This is a genomic window from Pseudomonas sp. BF-RE-22, from assembly GCF_019956155.1.
GTDB classification, from domain to species: Bacteria; Pseudomonadota; Gammaproteobacteria; order Pseudomonadales; family Pseudomonadaceae; genus Aquipseudomonas; species Aquipseudomonas migulae.
Window position 1 is genome coordinate 45,078 of sequence record NZ_JAHBDD010000044.1, and the last position, 18,227, is coordinate 63,304.

General features: G+C 59.2%; 15 protein-coding genes. 12 read left to right on the forward strand and 3 right to left on the reverse strand.

Going from position 1 to position 18,227, the window contains the following annotated elements; translation table 11 throughout:
- Window positions 1-68: 68 nt before the first annotated feature.
- From acnD to prpD, 3 genes are all read left to right on the forward strand, one after another.
- A complete protein-coding gene (acnD, locus tag KGA82_RS20165) occupies window positions 69-2,666 on the forward strand; it encodes a Fe/S-dependent 2-methylisocitrate dehydratase AcnD (protein WP_223452083.1) in 2,598 nt (865 codons plus the stop codon).
- A 56-nt stretch (window positions 2,667-2,722) separates the two neighbouring features.
- Window positions 2,723-3,913 (forward strand): 2-methylaconitate cis-trans isomerase PrpF, encoded by a 1,191-nt coding sequence (gene prpF / locus KGA82_RS20170; RefSeq protein WP_223452088.1) that lies wholly within the window; start codon window positions 2,723-2,725, stop codon window positions 3,911-3,913.
- Between the two features lie 180 nt (window positions 3,914-4,093).
- Complete coding sequence (prpD, locus tag KGA82_RS20175) at window positions 4,094-5,578, forward strand: 2-methylcitrate dehydratase (protein ID WP_223452095.1); 1,485 nt, start codon at window positions 4,094-4,096, stop codon at window positions 5,576-5,578.
- A gap of 78 nt (window positions 5,579-5,656) precedes the next feature.
- On the opposite strand, the gene KGA82_RS20180 is transcribed toward prpD, so the two are convergent.
- Window positions 5,657-6,595: a DMT family transporter gene (locus tag KGA82_RS20180; protein WP_223452101.1), complete on the reverse strand. Its 939-nt coding sequence runs from the start codon at window positions 6,593-6,595 to the stop codon at window positions 5,657-5,659.
- A gap of 94 nt (window positions 6,596-6,689) precedes the next feature.
- On the opposite strand from KGA82_RS20180, the gene KGA82_RS20185 reads away from it, so the two are divergent.
- Complete coding sequence (locus KGA82_RS20185) at window positions 6,690-8,099, forward strand: PLP-dependent aminotransferase family protein (protein WP_223452102.1); 1,410 nt, start codon at window positions 6,690-6,692, stop codon at window positions 8,097-8,099.
- 111 nt (window positions 8,100-8,210) lie between these two features.
- On the opposite strand, the gene KGA82_RS20190 is transcribed toward KGA82_RS20185, so the two are convergent.
- Window positions 8,211-9,029: a pyruvate, water dikinase regulatory protein gene (locus KGA82_RS20190; RefSeq protein WP_008027418.1), complete on the reverse strand. Its 819-nt coding sequence runs from the start codon at window positions 9,027-9,029 to the stop codon at window positions 8,211-8,213.
- Window positions 9,030-9,203: 174 nt separating this feature from the next.
- Between KGA82_RS20190 and ppsA the strand changes: the two genes are divergently transcribed.
- The 8 genes from ppsA (at window position 9,204) to KGA82_RS20230 (ending at window position 17,326) form a co-directional block, all read left to right on the forward strand.
- Window positions 9,204-11,579: a phosphoenolpyruvate synthase gene (gene ppsA / locus KGA82_RS20195; protein ID WP_008027416.1), complete on the forward strand. Its 2,376-nt coding sequence runs from the start codon at window positions 9,204-9,206 to the stop codon at window positions 11,577-11,579.
- Between the two features lie 164 nt (window positions 11,580-11,743).
- Window positions 11,744-12,733 carry an alpha/beta fold hydrolase gene (locus KGA82_RS20200; RefSeq protein ID WP_223452109.1) on the forward strand — a complete coding sequence of 330 codons (990 nt, stop codon included), beginning with the start codon at window positions 11,744-11,746 and terminating at the stop codon, window positions 12,731-12,733.
- A 121-nt stretch (window positions 12,734-12,854) separates the two neighbouring features.
- Window positions 12,855-13,346, forward strand: a complete 492-nt coding sequence (gene rraA / locus KGA82_RS20205) for a ribonuclease E activity regulator RraA (protein ID WP_008037775.1) — start codon at window positions 12,855-12,857, stop codon at window positions 13,344-13,346.
- A 26-nt stretch (window positions 13,347-13,372) separates the two neighbouring features.
- Entirely contained in the window at window positions 13,373-14,368 is a 996-nt protein-coding gene (locus tag KGA82_RS20210) for a zinc transporter ZntB (protein ID WP_008027409.1), read from the forward strand.
- Between the two features lie 63 nt (window positions 14,369-14,431).
- On the forward strand, window positions 14,432-14,680 hold the full coding sequence (locus KGA82_RS20215; protein WP_007944521.1) for a hypothetical protein: 249 nt from the start codon (window positions 14,432-14,434) through the stop codon (window positions 14,678-14,680).
- Window positions 14,681-14,682: 2 nt separating this feature from the next.
- Window positions 14,683-15,507: a mechanosensitive ion channel family protein gene (locus KGA82_RS20220; RefSeq protein WP_008027407.1), complete on the forward strand. Its 825-nt coding sequence runs from the start codon at window positions 14,683-14,685 to the stop codon at window positions 15,505-15,507.
- An 86-nt stretch (window positions 15,508-15,593) separates the two neighbouring features.
- Window positions 15,594-16,184, forward strand: a complete 591-nt coding sequence (sigX, locus tag KGA82_RS20225) for an RNA polymerase sigma factor SigX (RefSeq protein WP_017337463.1) — start codon at window positions 15,594-15,596, stop codon at window positions 16,182-16,184.
- 107 nt (window positions 16,185-16,291) lie between these two features.
- Window positions 16,292-17,326: an OmpA family protein gene (locus KGA82_RS20230; RefSeq protein WP_008027405.1), complete on the forward strand. Its 1,035-nt coding sequence runs from the start codon at window positions 16,292-16,294 to the stop codon at window positions 17,324-17,326.
- Between the two features lie 125 nt (window positions 17,327-17,451).
- Here KGA82_RS20230 and cobA read toward each other — a convergent pair whose 3' ends face one another.
- Entirely contained in the window at window positions 17,452-18,222 is a 771-nt protein-coding gene (gene cobA / locus KGA82_RS20235; RefSeq protein ID WP_223452110.1) for a uroporphyrinogen-III C-methyltransferase, read from the reverse strand.
- Window positions 18,223-18,227 lie beyond the last annotated feature (5 nt).

An 18,227-nucleotide genomic window follows, 5' to 3' on the forward strand; every position in this document is an offset into this window, starting at 1 on the left:
GGGGCGGTTTTCCAATCAAATTCTGGTGCCGCCCCGCCTTTTGTTATTACCGTGACCGAGTCCTGACGATGAACACTGAATTCCGTAAACCGCTGCCCGGCAGCCATCTGGATTATTTCGACGTCCGTGCGGCAGTCGAAGCCATCCAGCCCGGCGCCTACGACACTCTGCCGTACACCTCCCGCGTGCTGGCGGAAAACCTGGTGCGTCGCTGCGACCCGGCCACGCTCACCGAATCCCTGAAGCAATTCATCGAGCGCAAACGCGACCTCGACTTCCCGTGGTTTCCGGCCCGCGTGGTGTGCCACGACATCCTCGGCCAGACCGCATTGGTCGACCTCGCCGGCCTGCGTGACGCCATCGCTTTGCAAGGTGGCGACCCGGCGCAAGTGAACCCGGTGGTGCCGACGCAATTGATCGTCGATCACTCGCTGGCCGTTGAGCGCGGTGGCTTCGATCCACAGGCGTTCGAGAAGAACCGCGCCATCGAAGACCGTCGCAACGAAGACCGTTTCCACTTCATCAACTGGACCAAGAAGGCCTTCAAGAACGTTGACGTGATCCCGCCGGGCAACGGGATTATGCACCAGATCAACCTGGAGAAAATGTCTCCGGTGATTCAGGTGCGTGACGGCGTCGCGTTCCCTGACACCTGCGTCGGCACCGACAGCCACACCCCGCACGTCGATGCACTGGGCGTGATCGCTATCGGCGTCGGTGGCCTCGAAGCGGAAAGCGTGATGCTCGGCCGCGCATCGTGGATGCGCCTGCCGGAAAGCGTCGGCGTTGAACTGACCGGCAAGCTGCAACCAGGCATCACCGCCACCGACATGGTGCTGGCGCTGACCGAGTTCCTGCGCAAGCAAAAAGTCGTCGGCGCATGGCTGGAATTCTTCGGCGAAGGCGCTTCCGCGCTGACCCTCGGCGACCGCGCAACCATTTCCAACATGGCCCCTGAATACGGCGCCACGGCGGCGATGTTCTACATCGACCAGCAGACCATCGACTACCTGAAACTCACCGGCCGCGAAGACGAGCAAGTGCAGTTGGTCGAGAACTACGCCAAGACCACGGGCCTGTGGGCCGACAGCCTGAAGGGCGCGCAATATGAGCGCGGCTTGACCTTCAACCTGTCCTCGGTGGTGCGCAACATGGCCGGCCCGAGCAACCCGCACGCCCGCGTCGCGGTGTCGGATCTGGCGGCCAAAGGCATTTCCGGCCAGTGGGAAGATGTGCCGGGCCAGATGCCGGACGGCGCGGTGATCATCGCCGCCATCACCAGCTGCACCAACACCAGCAACCCGCGCAACGTGATCGCTGCCGGCCTGCTGGCGCGCAACGCCAACAAGCTCGGGTTGACCCGCAAACCGTGGGTCAAATCGTCCCTGGCACCGGGCTCCAAAACCGTGGCCTTGTACCTCGATGAAGCGGGCCTGACGGATGAACTGGAGCAACTCGGTTTCGGCGTCGTGGCTTTCGCTTGCACCACCTGCAACGGCATGTCCGGCGCGCTCGATCCGGTGATCCAGCAAGAGATCATCGACCGCGACCTGTACGCCACGGCCGTACTCTCCGGCAACCGCAACTTCGATGGCCGGATTCACCCGTACGCCAAGCAAGCGTTCCTCGCTTCGCCGCCGTTGGTGGTCGCGTACGCCATCGCCGGCACCATCCGTTTCGACATCGAAAAAGATGTGCTGGGCCTGGATGCGAACGGCAAGGAAATCCGCCTGAAAGACATCTGGCCGAGCGATGAAGAAATCGATGCGGTGGTGAAAGCGTCGGTCAAGCCGGAGCAGTTCCGTCAGGTCTACATTCCGATGTTCGCCATCCACGAAGACACCGGCCCGAAAGTCGCGCCGCTGTACGACTGGCGCGAGATGAGCACCTACATCCGCCGTCCGCCGTACTGGGAAGGTGCGCTGGCCGGCGCACGTCCGCTCAAGGGCATGCGCCCGCTGGCGGTGCTGCCGGACAACATCACCACCGATCACCTGTCGCCGTCGAACGCGATCATGCTCGACAGCGCCGCCGGCGAATACCTGGCGAAAATGGGCTTGCCGGAAGAGGACTTCAACTCTTACGCCACGCACCGCGGTGACCACCTGACCGCGCAACGCGCCACCTTCGCCAACCCGAAACTGTTCAACGAAATGGTCCAGGAAAACGGCAAGGTCAAGCAGGGTTCGCTGGCCCGCGTCGAGCCGGAAGGCAAGGTCATGCGCATGTGGGAAGCCATCGAAACCTACATGGAACGCAAGCAGCCGCTGATTATCATTGCCGGCGCCGACTACGGTCAGGGTTCGTCCCGCGACTGGGCGGCCAAAGGCGTGCGTCTGGCTGGTGTGGAAGCGATTGCCGCCGAAGGTTTCGAGCGTATCCACCGCACCAACCTGGTGGGCATGGGCGTGTTGCCGCTGGAGTTCAAGCCGGGCACCAACCGTCACACCCTTGCCATCGACGGCAGCGAAACCTACGACGTGATCGGTGAGCGTACGCCGCGCGCCGAGCTGACGCTGGTGATCCATCGCAAGAACGGCGAGCGCGTCGAGGTGCCGGTCACCTGCCGTCTCGACACCGCCGAAGAGGTGTCGATCTACGAGGCCGGTGGCGTGCTGCAACGCTTCGCCCAGGACTTCCTCGAAGAATCGGCCGTCGCCGTCTAAAACACGCTGTGCGGGCACGGAGTTTCAGATTCCGTGTCCGCTTTGAAGGAGCACCAATGGCTCACGCACCTCAAATCAAAATCCCCGCCACCTACATGCGTGGCGGCACCAGCAAAGGCGTGTTTTTCAGCCTGAAAGACTTGCCCGAAGCGGCGCAGGTTCCAGGCCCGGCACGCGATGCCTTGTTGTTGCGGGTGATCGGCAGTCCCGACCCGTACGACAAGCAAATCGACGGCATGGGCGGCGCGACCTCCAGCACCAGCAAAACCGTGATCCTGTCGAAAAGCATCAAGGCTGATCACGACGTCGATTACCTGTTCGGTCAGGTATCCATCGACAAACCTTTCGTCGACTGGAGCGGCAACTGCGGCAACCTGTCCGCAGCGGTCGGCTCGTTCGCCATCAGCAACGGGCTGGTCGACGCCAGCCGCATTCCGCACAACGGTGTGGCGGTGGTGCGCGTGTGGCAGGCCAATATTGGCAAGACCATCATCGCCCACGTGCCGATCACCAACGGTGAAGTGCAGGAAACCGGTGATTTCGAACTCGACGGCGTGACCTTTCCGGCGGCCGAAGTACAAGTCGAATTCATGGACCCGGCGGCGGAAGAAGAGGGCGGCGGTGGTTCGATGTTTCCTACCGGCAACCTGGTGGATGACCTCGAAGTGCCCGGCGTCGGGACCTTCAAGGCGACCATGATCAATGCGGGCATTCCGACCATCTTCGTCAATGCCGAAGACATCGGTTACACCGGCACCGAGTTGCAGGGCGCCATCAACGGTGATCCGAAAGCGCTGGCGATGTTCGAGACCATTCGTGCGTATGGCGCGTTGCGCATGGGGCTGATTTCGAATCTGGATGAAGCGGCCAAGCGTCAGCACACGCCCAAGGTTGCCTTCGTGGCCAAACCGGCGGATTACGTTGCCTCCAGCGGTAAAGCGATTGCTGCGGGTGACGTCGACTTGCTGGTGCGTGCGTTGTCGATGGGCAAGTTGCACCACGCGATGATGGGGACTGCTGCGGTGGCTATCGGCACTGCTGCCGCCATTTCCGGCACGCTGGTAAACCTCGCTGCGGGCGGTATCGAACGTAACGCCGTGCGCTTCGGTCATCCGTCCGGCACGTTGCGTGTGGGTGCTGAAGCCAGCCAGGTGAACGGCGAGTGGACCGTCAACAAAGCCATCATGAGCCGCAGTGCGCGGGTGCTGATGGAAGGCTTCGTGCGGGTGCCGGGAGACTCCTTCTAACCCACACAACCCCTGTAGGAGCCGGCTTGCTGGCGATCCTGTCAACGCGGTCTGCCTGACATACCGAGTCGTCTGAATCGCCAGCAAGCCGGCTCCTACAGGGACCGCATTTCAATTATAAGAATGTGATTTACCTGAACCGAGGTCCCATCAACGAACCACTTTACGAGTGAATCGAACATGAGCACCAACGTCGACCTGAACAACCGCCCCGACTACGACACGGTCCTGCAGGACATTGCCGACTACGTCCTCAACTTCAAGATCGAATCCAGAGAAGCCCTCGACACTGCCCGCAATTGTCTGATGGATACTTTGGGCTGCGGCCTCCTGGCCTTGCGCTTCCCCGAATGCACCAAGCACCTTGGCCCGATTGTCGAAGGCACCGTCGTCCCGTTTGGCGCTCGCGTGCCGGGCACCCGCTACCGCCTCGACCCGGTCAAGGCAGCCTGGGACATCGGCTGCATCGTGCGCTGGCTCGACTACAACGACACCTGGCTCGCCGCCGAATGGGGGCATCCCTCCGATAACCTCGGGGGCATTCTTGCGGTGGCCGATCACCTGTCGCAGAAGCGCCTGGCCAATGGCGATGCGCCGCTGACCGTTCGCGCCGTACTCGAAGCGATGATCATGGCCCATGAGATTCAAGGCGTGATTGCGCTGGAAAACTCCTTCAACCGTGTAGGCCTCGATCACGTCATTCTGGTGAAAGTCGCCTCGACCGCCGTCACCGCCAAACTCATGGGCGCCAATCGCGAGCAGATGCTGTCGGCGTTGTCCCATGCTTTCGCCGATGGTCAGGCGTTGCGCACGTATCGGCATGCACCGAATGCCGGGTCGCGCAAATCCTGGGCGGCGGGCGATGCCTCCAGCCGGGGCGTGCGTCTGGCCGACATCGCGATGCGTGGCGAGATGGGCATCCCCGGCGTATTGACTGCCAAACAGTGGGGCTTCTACGACGTATTGTTCAGTCACAGCAACAACGACCTGGCGCTCAAGCCTGAAGGCAAACGTGTGTTCAGTTTCTCCCGCCCGTACGGCAGTTACGTGATGGAAAACGTGCTGTTCAAGATCAGCTTCCCGGCCGAATTCCACGCACAAACCGCCTGCGAAGCCGCCGTCACCTTGCACCCGCAAGTCAGGAATCGCCTGCACGAAATCGACAAAATCGTCATCACCACCCACGAGTCGGCGATCCGCATCATCTCCAAGGTCGGCCCGCTGGCCAATGCGGCGGACCGCGATCATTGCCTCCAATACATGGCCGCCGTGCCGCTGGCGTTCGGCAATCTGGTGGCCGAGCAATACGAAGACGAGTTCCACGCGGCGCACCCGATCATCGATGTGCTGCGCGAGAAAATGGTCATCGTCGAAGACCCTCGCTTCACCCGCGAATACCTGGAGGCTGACAAACGCTCGATCGCCAACGCGATTCAGGTGTTTTTCAAGGACGGCACCAGCACCGAGAACGTGGTGGTGGAGTACCCGATCGGCCATCGCCGGCGCCGCACCGACGGCATTCCGTTGCTGGAAGACAAGTTCAAAGCCAACCTGGCGACACGCTTCACCGGCCAGCGCAGTGCCGAGATTTTTGCCTTGTGCAAGGACCAGGCAGCGCTTGAAGCCACACCGGTGAACCGCTTCATGGACCTGTTCGTAATCTGATTGCATGCACAGACCTGTAGGAGCCAGGCTTGCCGGCGAAGGCGTATTCAAGGACGCCTTCGCCGGCAAGCCTGGCTCCTACAGGTTCCGTGTCAGCCATTTTTCTAGCGGCAATTTGGTGATCGCAAACCCGGTCAACAAGATCGCCGAATAGATCATCAACTCTCGCGAAAGGCTTTGCCCCTCGTACCACGCGCCGATGATCACCGCGAACACCGGAAAAATGATGAACACAAACGACAAAATGATCGGGCTCAACCGCTTGAGCAGCAAAAAATAAACGATAAACCCGCCCACCGACGCCACCAGTCCCAGGTAGAGCAGGGCGCCCCAGGAACGCAGGCTGATCCCATCGAACACCGGCGCTTCGACATTCAGCCCCGCGACAAACAGCATCAAGCCTGCAATGCCGATCGGCAGCGTGTTGTAGGTAATCACGCTGATCGCCGAGCCGTGTTTCTTGGTCACCACGTAACACAACGCATGCATCACCGCCGCGCAGAGAATCGCCAGCACGCCGAACAGTTCAGCGTGGTCCAGATGCAATCCCTGGCTGCGAATAATCATGAACAGACTGCCGAAGCCGATGGCAATGCCGAGCACTTGTGACGGGTAGATTTTTTCCCGCAGAAACAGCGCGGAAAACAGCAGGATGAACACCGGCATGCAACTGAACAACAGGGCCGTGAGCCCGGATGAAACATGCATCTCGCCGTAGTTGAGCAAGTAATACGGCAGGCTGAAATACGACAGCGTCACGAACAGGAAAAACCAGCGGCTTTCCCTGGGGAACATCAACGGCTCACGACGGATGAGGGCGAAAACAAGGAACAACGGAAAGGCGATCAGGAACCGCAGCCCGGCGGCCGTCAGCGGTGGCACCGTTTCAACCGCAATCTTGATCCCGAGCCATGTCGTTCCCCAGCTCAGGCACACGATCAGAAACAGGACGCTGGTGATCAGCGCGGCTAACCAGGGTTTTCCAGTGCTTGAATTCGCGCTGAGAGCGATGGACATGATCGAGTTCCTTTTTTGTTGTCGGAATTGACCTGCATCTGCAAAAGGTCTATCCCTGATTGAACCTGTTTAAAGCACGCTATTCGGGACTGAAATGAGTGTCAAAGTAAGTATTGCCATGGTGTCAATTCTGCGCGATGGGCTCGTCAACGGACTGGGCGTGAAGTACAAGCGCCTGGCGGACGCCGTGGAAAAAGCGATCGTTGAAGGCGTGATCGAGCCCGGCTGCAAACTGCCGCCACATCGGCTGTTGGCCGACAGCCTCGGCGTGACCATCGGCACCGTCAGCCGTGCTTACGGCGAACTCGAACGCGTAGGAAGGGTGGTCGCTCGCGTAGGAGATGGCACTTACGTGCGTCAGCGCGGGATGGAACGTCAGCGCGATGCTGGCTTTCGCAATGTCAGCGAAGAGCCGCAGGCATGTTTCGACATGAGCCGTAATCAACCGATTCCGGGGCAGGAAGCACTGTTTTTAAGCCAGAGCTTGCAGGCGTTGGCGCTCGATCCAGATGCCTTGCACAGCATCAGCGGCTACACCGCCGATGCCGGATCGCTACGCCATCGCGCGGCGGGTGCGCACTGGTTGCGGCACCTGCAATTTGTGCCGGATGCCGAGCAGGTCGTGTGCGTGAACGGCGGCCAGCACGGTCTGTTGTGTGCCTTGATGGGGTTGCTCAAGGCGGGCGATACCGTGGTCACGGAGCACCTGACTTACCCGGGGTTGATCAGCGTTGCACGCATGCTTGGGATCAAACTGATCGGCGTCGGGATGGATGACGAAGGGCTGATGCCGGATGCGCTGGAAGACGTTTGCCGCAACCATCGTGTGTCGGCGCTGTACTGCACGCCGACGATCCAGAATCCTACGGCGGCGGTGATGTCCGTCCCACGGCGAGAGGCGATTGCCGAGGTCTGTCGGCAGCACAATCTGCTGATCTTCGAGGATGAAGCCTACGCGGTGTTGGCTCGGCAGCGACCGTTACCCTTGAGTTATTTCGCCCCGGAGCGCTCGGTGTTGATCGGCAGCCTGAGCAAAGCGGTTTCGGCGGGGGTGCGCGTCGGTTATCTGCATGCGCCGCAACCGTTGATCGGGCGCTTGAGCGCGGCGGTACGCGGAACGTGCTGGATGGCCAGTCCGTTGGCGCTGGAGGTGGCGAGCCTTTGGATCGAAAACGGCAGTGCGGCGCAGTTGCTGGCTCAACAGATTATCGAGATCGGCCGGCGCAAGGCGTTGGTCAGTGGGGTGTTGGAGGGCGTGGCGTACAAAACCCATCCCGACAGCCCGCACTTCTGGATCGAAGTGCCCGAGCCGTGGCGGGCGTCGCAGATTGCGGCGGAACTCAAGGAAAACAATTACCTGGTCGCCACCGCCGAGGCGTTTGCGGTCGGGCATGGGGCGGTGCCGCAGTTCATTCGGGCGAGTGTGTGTAATTCGGCGGGGGATGATGGATTGTTGATTCGAGGGTTTGAAGCGTTGGTCGGGGCATTAACAGAGACCGTGTAATCGTTCTTCGCGGGCAAGCCTCGCTCTTACAGGGTTCGCGGACATCCTGTAGGAGCGAGCGGTGCGGCGATCCGACTTGCCCGCGAAGGCGGCCTGAAGGGCGCTAAAGAGCTACTTGAACCGCCGCTCCACACCTTTCTCCACCAGAATCTTCGCCGAAATCTCTTCCACCGAAAAATGCGTGGAGTTGATGTGCGCAATATTCTCGCGGCGGAACAGGTTCTCCACTTCGCGCACTTCAAACTCGCACTGCGCGTAGCTCGAATAGCGGCTGTTGGGCTTGCGCTCGTTGCGGATCGCGGTCAGGCGGTCCGGGTCGATGGTCAGTCCGAACAACTTGTGCTGGTGGGCGCGCAGGGCGTTTGGCAGCGTCAGGCGCTCCATGTCGTCTTCGGTCAGCGGATAGTTGGCCGCGCGGATGCCGAATTGCATCGCCATGTACAGGCACGTCGGCGTCTTACCACAACGCGACACCCCCACTAGGATCAGGTCGGCCTTGTCGTAATAATGCGTGCGCGCACCGTCGTCGTTGTCGAGGGCGAAGTTCACCGCCTCGATGCGTTCCATGTAATTGGAGTTGCCACCGATAGAGTGAGACTTGCCGACAGTGTAGGAAGAATGCTCGGTCAGTTCCTGTTCAAGCGGTGCCAGGAAAGTCGAGAAAATGTCGATCATGAAACCATTGGACGTCGCGAGGATCTCACGAATGTCCTGGTTGACGATGGTGTCGAATATGATCGGCCGGAAGCCGTCGGTTTCGGCGGCCTTGTTGATTTGTTGTACCATGGCCCGCGCTTTATCCACGTTGTCGATGTACGGCCGCGTGAATTTGCTGAAGGTAATGTTTTCGAACTGCGCCAGGAGGCTTTGACCCAGGGTTTCGGCGGTAATGCCGGTGCCATCGGAGATAAAGAAAGCAGATCGTTTCATTTGCACCTTGGGCCTTAAGCTAGTGACGAATCTTGGATATGATAGGCGCGGTTTGCCGGCCTCGAGTGGCCCGCATTCTCACTTATTTTCCAGGTCCAGGCCATACAGCCGGCAAATGCTCCTTTCGAGCGCCGGCTTCTGAGCTTTTCCAACACAGTTAGTGGAGAGATCACCTTGGTAGAGTACGTAGTTTCCCTCGATAAGCTCGGCAAACACGATGTTGAGCATGTGGGGGGCAAGAACGCATCCCTGGGCGAGATGATCAGTAACCTTGCAGGTGCCGGTGTATCGGTGCCCGGTGGCTTCGCCACGACAGCTCAGGCTTATCGTGATTTTCTGGAACTGAGCGGCCTGAACGATCAGATCCACGCCGCCCTCGACGCCCTGGACGTCGATGATGTCAACGCCCTGGCCAAGACCGGCGCCCAGATCCGTCAATGGATCATGGAAGCCGAGTTCCCCGAGAAGCTCAACACCGAGATCCGCACCGCGTTCGCCACGCTGTCGGCCGGCAACCCCGACATGGCCGTGGCCGTGCGCTCTTCCGCTACCGCCGAAGACCTGCCGGACGCTTCCTTCGCCGGTCAGCAGGAAACTTTCCTGAACATCCGTGGTGTCGAAAACGTCATTCGCGCCGCCAAAGAGGTGTTCGCTTCGCTGTTCAACGATCGTGCGATCTCCTACCGCGTGCACCAGGGCTTCGACCACAAGCTGGTCGCCCTGTCGGCTGGCGTGCAGCGCATGGTCCGCTCCGAAACCGGCACCGCCGGCGTGATGTTCACCCTCGATACCGAATCGGGCTTCCGTGACGTGGTGTTCATCACCGGCGCCTACGGCCTGGGTGAAACCGTCGTACAAGGCGCGGTGAACCCGGATGAGTTCTACGTCCACAAAGGCACGCTGGCCGCCGGTCGTCCGGCCATCCTGCGTCGCAACCTGGGCAGCAAAGCCATCAAGATGATCTACGGCGAAGTCGCCACGGCCGGCAAGTCGGTCAAGACCATCGACGTCGACAAGGCCGATCGCGCACGTTTCTGCCTGAGCGACGCCGAAGTCAGCGAACTGGCCAAGCAAGCGATGATCATCGAGAAGCACTACCAGTGCCCGATGGACATCGAATGGGCCAAAGACGGCGACGACGGCAAGCTCTACATCGTTCAGGCCCGTCCTGAAACCGTGAAGAGCCGCACCCAGGCCAACGTCATGGAACGTTACCTGTTGAAAGAAACCGGCACCGTGCTGGTTGAAGGTCGCGCCATCGGCCAGCGCATCGGCGCCGGCAAAGTGCGGATCATCAAGGACGTGTCCGAGATGGACAAAGTCCAGCCAGGCGACGTACTGGTTTCCGACATGACCGACCCGGACTGGGAACCGGTCATGAAGCGCGCCAGCGCCATCGTCACCAACCGTGGCGGTCGTACCTGCCACGCGGCGATCATCGCTCGCGAACTGGGCATTCCGGCCGTGGTCGGTTGCGGCAACGCCACCCAGCTGTTGAAAGACGGCCAGGGCGTGACCGTTTCCTGCGCGGAAGGCGACACCGGTTACATCTTCGAAGGTGAGCTGGGCTTCGACATCAAGAAGAACTCCGTGGATGCCATGCCGGATCTGCCGTTCAAGATCATGATGAACGTCGGCAACCCGGACCGCGCCTTCGACTTCGCGCAACTGCCGAACGCCGGTGTGGGCCTGGCCCGTCTGGAATTCATCATCAACCGCATGATCGGTGTGCACCCTAAAGCGCTGCTGAACTACGACGGCCTGCCGCAGGAAATCAAGGACAGCGTCGACAAGCGCATCGCCGGTTACAACGATCCGGTCGGCTTCTACGTCGAGAAACTGGTCGAAGGCATCAGCACGCTGGCGGCTGCGTTTTATCCGAAAAAGGTCATCGTGCGTCTGTCGGACTTCAAGTCCAACGAATACGCGAACCTGATCGGCGGCAAGCTTTACGAGCCGGAAGAAGAAAACCCGATGCTGGGCTTCCGTGGCGCCTCGCGTTACATCAGCGAATCGTTCCGTGACTGCTTCGAGCTTGAATGCCGCGCCCTCAAGCGTGTGCGCAACGAGATGGGCCTGACCAACGTTGAAATCATGGTGCCGTTCGTCCGTACCCTGGGCGAAGCGAGCCAGGTCGTCGACCTGCTGGCCGAAAACGGTCTGGCCCGTGGCGACAACGGTCTGCGCGTGATCATGATGTGCGAACTGCCGTCCAACGCGATTCTGGCGGAAGAATTCCTTGAGTTCTTCGACGGTTTCTCCATCGGCTCCAACGACCTGACTCAGCTCACGCTGGGCCTGGACCGTGACTCCGGGATCATCGCTCACCTGTTCGACGAGCGTAACCCTGCGGTCAAGAAGCTGCTGGCGAACGCCATTGCTGCGTGCAACAAGGCGGGCAAGTACATCGGTATCTGCGGTCAGGGTCCTTCGGACCACCCTGATCTGGCCAAGTGGCTGATGGAGCAGGGCATCGAAAGCGTTTCGTTGAACCCCGATTCCGTACTGGAAACCTGGTTCTTCCTGGCTGAAGGTCAAGCTTCGGCTTGATGGTGTGGGAACGGCTCGCTCACTGTAGGAGCAAGGCTTGCCCGCGATGGCGTCTTCAAAATCGCCATCGCCAGCAAGCTGTGCTCCTACAGGGGGTGGCCGTTTTAAGAGATTGAAGTAGGGCGGGCATCCTCTGGATGCCGCCCTTTTTTGTGCAAGAGACTATGCAAAGCAGCAGCAACCTATTTCCTGTCGCCCTGATCAGCGCCGAGCGGCGCGGCGATCTGAGCGAAGACGTCTATCGTTTGAAACCCGGCAACAGCCCTGACGGCACCGTGGAACTGGCCGTGACCCGTCTGGGCATGGCGGACGCGCCCGCGCACGGTGGTGTTCCGGTGATTCTGTTGCACGGCAGCTTTTCCAATCGGCGCTTCTGGTTCTCCCCAAAAGGCCTGGGGTTGGGCGCCTATCTGGCGCGTCTGGGATTTGATGTGTGGATCGCGGAAATGCGCGGTCATGGCCTGTCCCAGCGCAACCAGAACTATCGCAAGAACCGCGTCGCCGACTACGCTCGTTACGATCTGCCTGCCATTGGCGCGTTCGTGCGCGAGCAGAGCGGCCAGGTTCCGCACTGGATCGGTCATTCGCTGGGTGGCATTACCCTGGCGGCAGCCTTGGGTGGCGGGTATATCGGTGAACCGGTCGTATCGTCTGCGGCATTCTTCGGTACGCAAGTCAGCCGCACCTATTGGCCGTTGAAAATTCCGCCGGTGGAGTGGAGCGGGCGCTTCATTCTCAAGCGTTTCGCCCAATTGTCCGGTTCACGGCTCAAGCGCGGCCCGGAGGACGAGCCGATTGGCCTGGCCCTGGAAAGCATGCGTTGGTATGGCCTGTTCGGGCGTTTTGGCGATGCCGACAAGGATTGGTGGGCCGGATTGGCTGACGTTCAGAGCCCTGTGTTGGCCGTGAGTGCCGTCAGCGATCATCAGGATCCAGCGTGGGCGTGCCGCAAGTTGTTTGATCAGATCGGTTCCGAGCACAAACAATTCATCAACCTTGGCCGCGAGCAGGGCTTTGGCGACAATTTCGGTCACGTGGAAATGTTGGTCAGCAAAGCCGCTCAAGCCGAAGTCTGGCCGTTGGTGGCGCGTTGGCTGTCGGATCAGCACACGCCTTTGCTCGGTGAAAAAGCGGATTTGGCCTCGGCAGTCTGAGCCCGATGCTCTATCAAGGGCATTCCGCTCTGATCGGCTTGCGGCTAAGATATGACGCATTGAGCTTTTCTGGTCACTTTGCGACATCCTCGATTGTCTTCCTCTTTACAGGAGTTTCTCGATGAACCATTACCTCACGCCTGACCTGTGCGACGCCTATCCGGAATTGGTGCAGGTGCTGGAACCGATGTTCAGCAATTTCGGCGGCCGTGATTCCTTCGGCGGCGAAATCGTGACCATCAAGTGCTTCGAAGACAACTCGCTGGTCAAGGAGCAAGCCGAACTCAAGGGTAATGGCAAGGTGTTGGTGGTCGATGGTGGCGGTTCCCTGCGTCGCGCGCTGCTGGGCGACATGATCGCCGAGAAAGCCGCTAAAAACGGTTGGGAAGGGATGGTGATCTACGGGTGCATCCGCGACGTCGATGTCATCGCGCAGACTGATCTGGGCGTTCAGGCCCTGGCCAGTCACCCGATGAAAACCGACAAGCGTGGCATTGGCGACCTCAACGTTGTGGTGACGTTTGCCGGTGTGACGTTCCGTCCAGGCGAATACATTTATGCGGACAATAATGGCGTGATCATCTCGCCAAGCCCGCTGAAGATGCCTGAATAAGCGTTGCGCCAACCGAAGGGGTGAGGATGTTCGAGGAAGAAAACGCGCAGTGGGGGCTGGTGCATGCCCTGGTGCTGGATGGTAAAGGCGGCGCGCGTTCGATAGCCCGGACTGAACTCGATGACTTGCAGCTTCAGGCCCATGAAAGCCTGTGGCTGCACTGGGATCGCAGTCACCCGCAAACCCAGACCTGGCTGCGCAAATCCAGCGGTCTGAGCGAATTCAGCTGTGATCTGCTGCTTGAAGAGAACACCCGTCCGCGTCTCTTACAGCTTTCCGACAGCGAACTGCTGCTATTTTTGCGTGGGGTCAACCTCAACCCCGGGGCCGAGCCGGAAGACATGGTCTCGGTGCGGATCTTCGCCTCGGCACAGCGGGTTATTTCCCTGCGCCTGCGTCCATTGCGCGCCACCGACGAGTTGCTGGTGCAGCTCGCGGAAGGCAAGGGGCCGAAGACTGCCTCCGAACTGATTCTTTATATGGCCCAGTACCTCACCAACAAAGTGCAGGATCTGGTCAGTTGCCTCTCGGAAGTGGTCGATGAGGAAGAAGAAAAACTGGATGCCGACGAACGGTATTCACCCGAGCATGACTCCATTTTGCAGATCCGTCGCAGGGCTGCTGCGCTGAAACGTTTCCTGGCACCGCAGCGGGATATTTTCGGACAACTGACCCGGATAAAACTACCCTGGTTTGTCGAAGATGACGGCGACTACTGGAACGAATTGAACAACAGCCTGACCCGCTATCTCGAAGAGCTGGAATTGACCCGGGAGCGGGTGGGGCTGGTCCTCGAGGCCGAGGACAGACGTTTGAGCGTGCGTATGAATCGCACGATGTACCGCTTCGGGATCATCACCGGAATCTTTTTGCCGATGAGTTTTCTGACCGGTCTTTTGGGTATCAACGTCGGCGGTATTCCGTTCTCTGCCAGCCCGTATGGCTTCCTGATTGCCTGCCTGATGATGATCTCGGTGGCACTGGGGCAGTGGTGGTTATTCCGACGTTTGCGCTGGGTATGACGATGCGCCATGTGACCCGGGTAAATTTGACCGCGTCTTTCACAGACATCACGAGAGGTGCGTATGCACGATCCGTTTGAACAGTCTTTGCGTGACATGCTGAACGCTTCGCCGTCCACCCGCGACGACGATGCGTGTCTTGGGCGCGTCCTGAAAACCGCCAACCGCCAGGTCGGCGCTGGTGATCTGTTCAGCCTGCTGGGCCGCTGGTTGCCCGCGCTGATGATTGCCTTGAACAACGGATCGGCTCACGTCTCACCGGTTTCCCGTCACCGTAAACCTACCGTTCGCACTGCTGATAAGGCTGATTGAATATGGAACTTGATCTCTGGACTCAGAGCCTCGTCACTGCAATGACTGCGTTATGGACCAAGGTTGCGAATTTCATTCCGAACCTGTTCGGCGCACTGGTCGTGCTGCTGTTGGGTTTCGTCGTGGCGAAACTTTTGGATACTTTGCTGTCCAAGTTGCTCGCCAAGCTCGGTCTCGACCGCTTGATGGGCGGCACCGGTCTGACGAAATTGCTGTCCCGGGCTGGCCTTCAAGTGCCGATTTCGACGCTGATAGGCAAAATTGTCTATTGGTTCGTTTTGCTGATTTTTCTGGTTTCTGCAGCAGAATCGCTTGGACTTGAGCGAGTTTCGGCTACGCTGGACATGCTTGCGCTGTATTTGCCGAAAGTGTTTGGCGCCGCGCTGGTGCTGCTGGTAGGTGTTTTGCTGGCACAACTGGCCAATGGGCTGGTGCGAGGTGCGGCAGAGGGCGTAGGGCTGGATTACGCCGCCGGGCTGGGGAGAATTGCCCAGGGCCTGGTGATTATCATCAGTATTTCGGTCGCAATCAGCCAGTTGGAGGTCAAGACTGACCTGCTCAACCATGTGATTGTGATTGTTTTGATTACCGTTGGTCTGGCGGTAGCGCTGGCCATGGGGTTGGGAAGCCGGGAAATTGCCGGTCAGATTCTTGCGGGAATCTATGTGCGTGAGTTGTATCAGGTTGGGCAACAAGTGCGTGTTGGCGAGGTCGAAGGTCAGATCGAAGAGATCGGCACGGTTAAGACCACATTGCTGACCGATGAGGGTGAGCTAGTCTCTCTCTCTAATCGGATTCTCCTGGAGCAGCATGTGAGTAGCCGCTAACCCGGCAAACCCTGCTAATGTATGCCGCCGCAAAATGCCCTGAAGGGCTGCGGCGGACATTGACCTGACTGTCGGCCAGACTTGTTTTGAATAAAGCTCAATCGCTCTCCACGCGCTACGACCCCCGCGAGCTCTCTGATGAGGAGTTGGTCGCGCGCTCGCATACCGAGCTGTTTCACGTAACGCGCGCCTATGAAGAATTGATGCGCCGTTACCAACGAACATTATTTAACGTTTGTGCACGATATCTTGGGAACGATCGCGATGCAGACGATGTCTGTCAGGAAGTGATGTTGAAGGTGTTGTATGGCTTGAAGAACTTCGAAGGTAAATCGAAGTTCAAGACATGGCTATATAGCATCACGTACAACGAGTGCATCACACAGTATCGGAAAGAACGGCGAAAGCGTCGCTTGATGGACGCATTGAGTCTGGACCCCCTCGAGGAAGCGTCTGAAGAAAAGGCGCCGAAACCCGAGGAGAAGGGCGGGCTTGATCGCTGGCTAGTGTATGTGAACCCGATTGACCGTGAAATTCTGGTGCTACGATTTGTCGCAGAGCTAGAGTTTCAGGAGATCGCAGACATCATGCACATGGGTTTGAGTGCGACAAAAATGCGTTACAAACGCGCTCTAGACAAATTGCGTGAGAAATTTGCAGGCATTGCTGAAACTTAGTTCGGCGCAAATATCTCTTACGTGTAGGCAAGTTCTGATAGACTTGCCGCCGAGTTGTCCCCCGGTTTGCGGGACTGCTTCACAATCACCAGATGGGGATTTAACGGATGAAACTGAAAAACACCTTGGGCTTGGCCATTGGTTCTCTTATTGCGGCCACTTCGTTCGGCGCATTGGCACAAGGCCAAGGCGCAGTTGAAATCGAAGGCTTTGCAAAGAAAGAGTATTACGATAGCCAGCGCGATTTCAAAAACGACGGCAACCTGTTCGGTGGTTCGGTTGGTTACTTCCTGACCGACGACGTTGAACTGCGTCTGGGCTACGACGAAGTGCACAACGTTCGTAGCGAGTCGGGCAAGAACATCAAGGGCTCCAACACTGCCCTGGACGCTCTGTACCACTTCAACAACCCAGGCGACATGCTGCGTCCGTACGTTTCGGCCGGCTTCTCCGATCAGAGCATCGGTCAGAACGATCGCGGTGGTCGTAACGGTTCCACCTTCGCCAACGTTGGCGGCGGTGCCAAGCTGTACTTCACTGACAATTTCTACGCCCGTGCCGGCGTTGAAGCTCAGTACAACATCGACCAAGGTGACACCGAGTGGGCTCCAAGCGTCGGTATCGGTGTGAACTTCGGTGGCGGCTCCAAGCCTGCAGCTGCTCCAGTTCCAGCACCAGCTGAAGTCTGCTCCGACAGCGACAACGATGGCGTTTGCGACAACGTTGACAAGTGCCCGGACACCCCAGCCAACGTAACTGTTGACGCTGATGGCTGCCCAGCAGTTGCCGAAGTCGTTCGTGTTGAGCTGGACGTTAAGTTCGATTTCGACAAATCTGTTGTTAAAACCAACAGCTACGGCGACATCAAGAACCTGGCTGACTTCATGAAGCAGTACCCATCCACCACCACTACTGTTGAAGGTCACACTGACAACGTCGGTCCGGACGCTTACAACCAGAAACTGTCCGAGCGTCGTGCAAACGCCGTTAAGCAAGTTCTGACCAACCAGTACGGTGTTGAATCGTCCCGCGTTCAGTCTGTTGGCTACGGCGAATCCCGCCCAGTTGCTGACAACAAAACTGACGCTGGCCGCGCTGTAAACCGTCGCGTAGAAGCGCAGGTTGAAGCTCAAGCTAAGTAATTAGCCCGCAGCTCTGAGAAAAGCCCGGCTTAGGCCGGGCTTTTCTTTGTCTGCGATTTGGGTTTTCGAATCACCGGCCCCCTGTAGGAGCCGGCTTGCCGGCGATGGTCGTCAACGATGACGCTTTATGCCTGACACCCCGCGGTGATCACAGAATCATCGCCAGCGAGCTGGCTCCTACAGGTTTCGGGGTGTGCCGCTACAACACCGATCACCAGAATCGCCGGGCTTTTCAGCTCAAAGGCGCAGGCATCTTCCTCCATCGCTGTCAGATCGCTCCGACATTCCCGTTGATGCGGCAGGGAAGCGTTTTCAATCATCGCCACCGGCGTATCCGCCGCCATCCCTCCGGCCAGCAGTTGCTCGCGAATTTCACTGAGCTTCGCCACACCCATGTACACCACCAGCGTTGTGCCACTTTGCGCCAGGGCTTGCCAATTCAGGCTGCTGCCATCCTGAGTGTGGGCGGTGACCAGCGTCACGCCGCGCGCCACGCCCCGCAGGGTCAGCGGAATATCGCATTGCGTCGCACCGGCCAGCCCGGCGGTGATGCCATTGACCAGCTCCACATCGACCCCGCGTTCGCGCAGCCACTGCGCTTCTTCACCGCCCCGCCCAAAAATGCACGGATCGCCACCCTTGAGCCGCACCACGCATTTACCGTGGCGGGCATAACGCAGCATCAATCGATGAATGAACGCCTGAGGCGTCGAGCGACAACCACCGCGCTTGCCCACCGGAATGATCCGCGCCTGCGGGCAATGTTCCAGCACGGCGCCATTCACCAGATCGTCGATCAGCACCACATCCGCTTCGCTCAGCGCCCTGACGGCTTTGAGGGTCAGCAATTCCGGGTCACCAGGACCCGCACCCACCAGCCAGACTTTTGCGTTCATAGTGT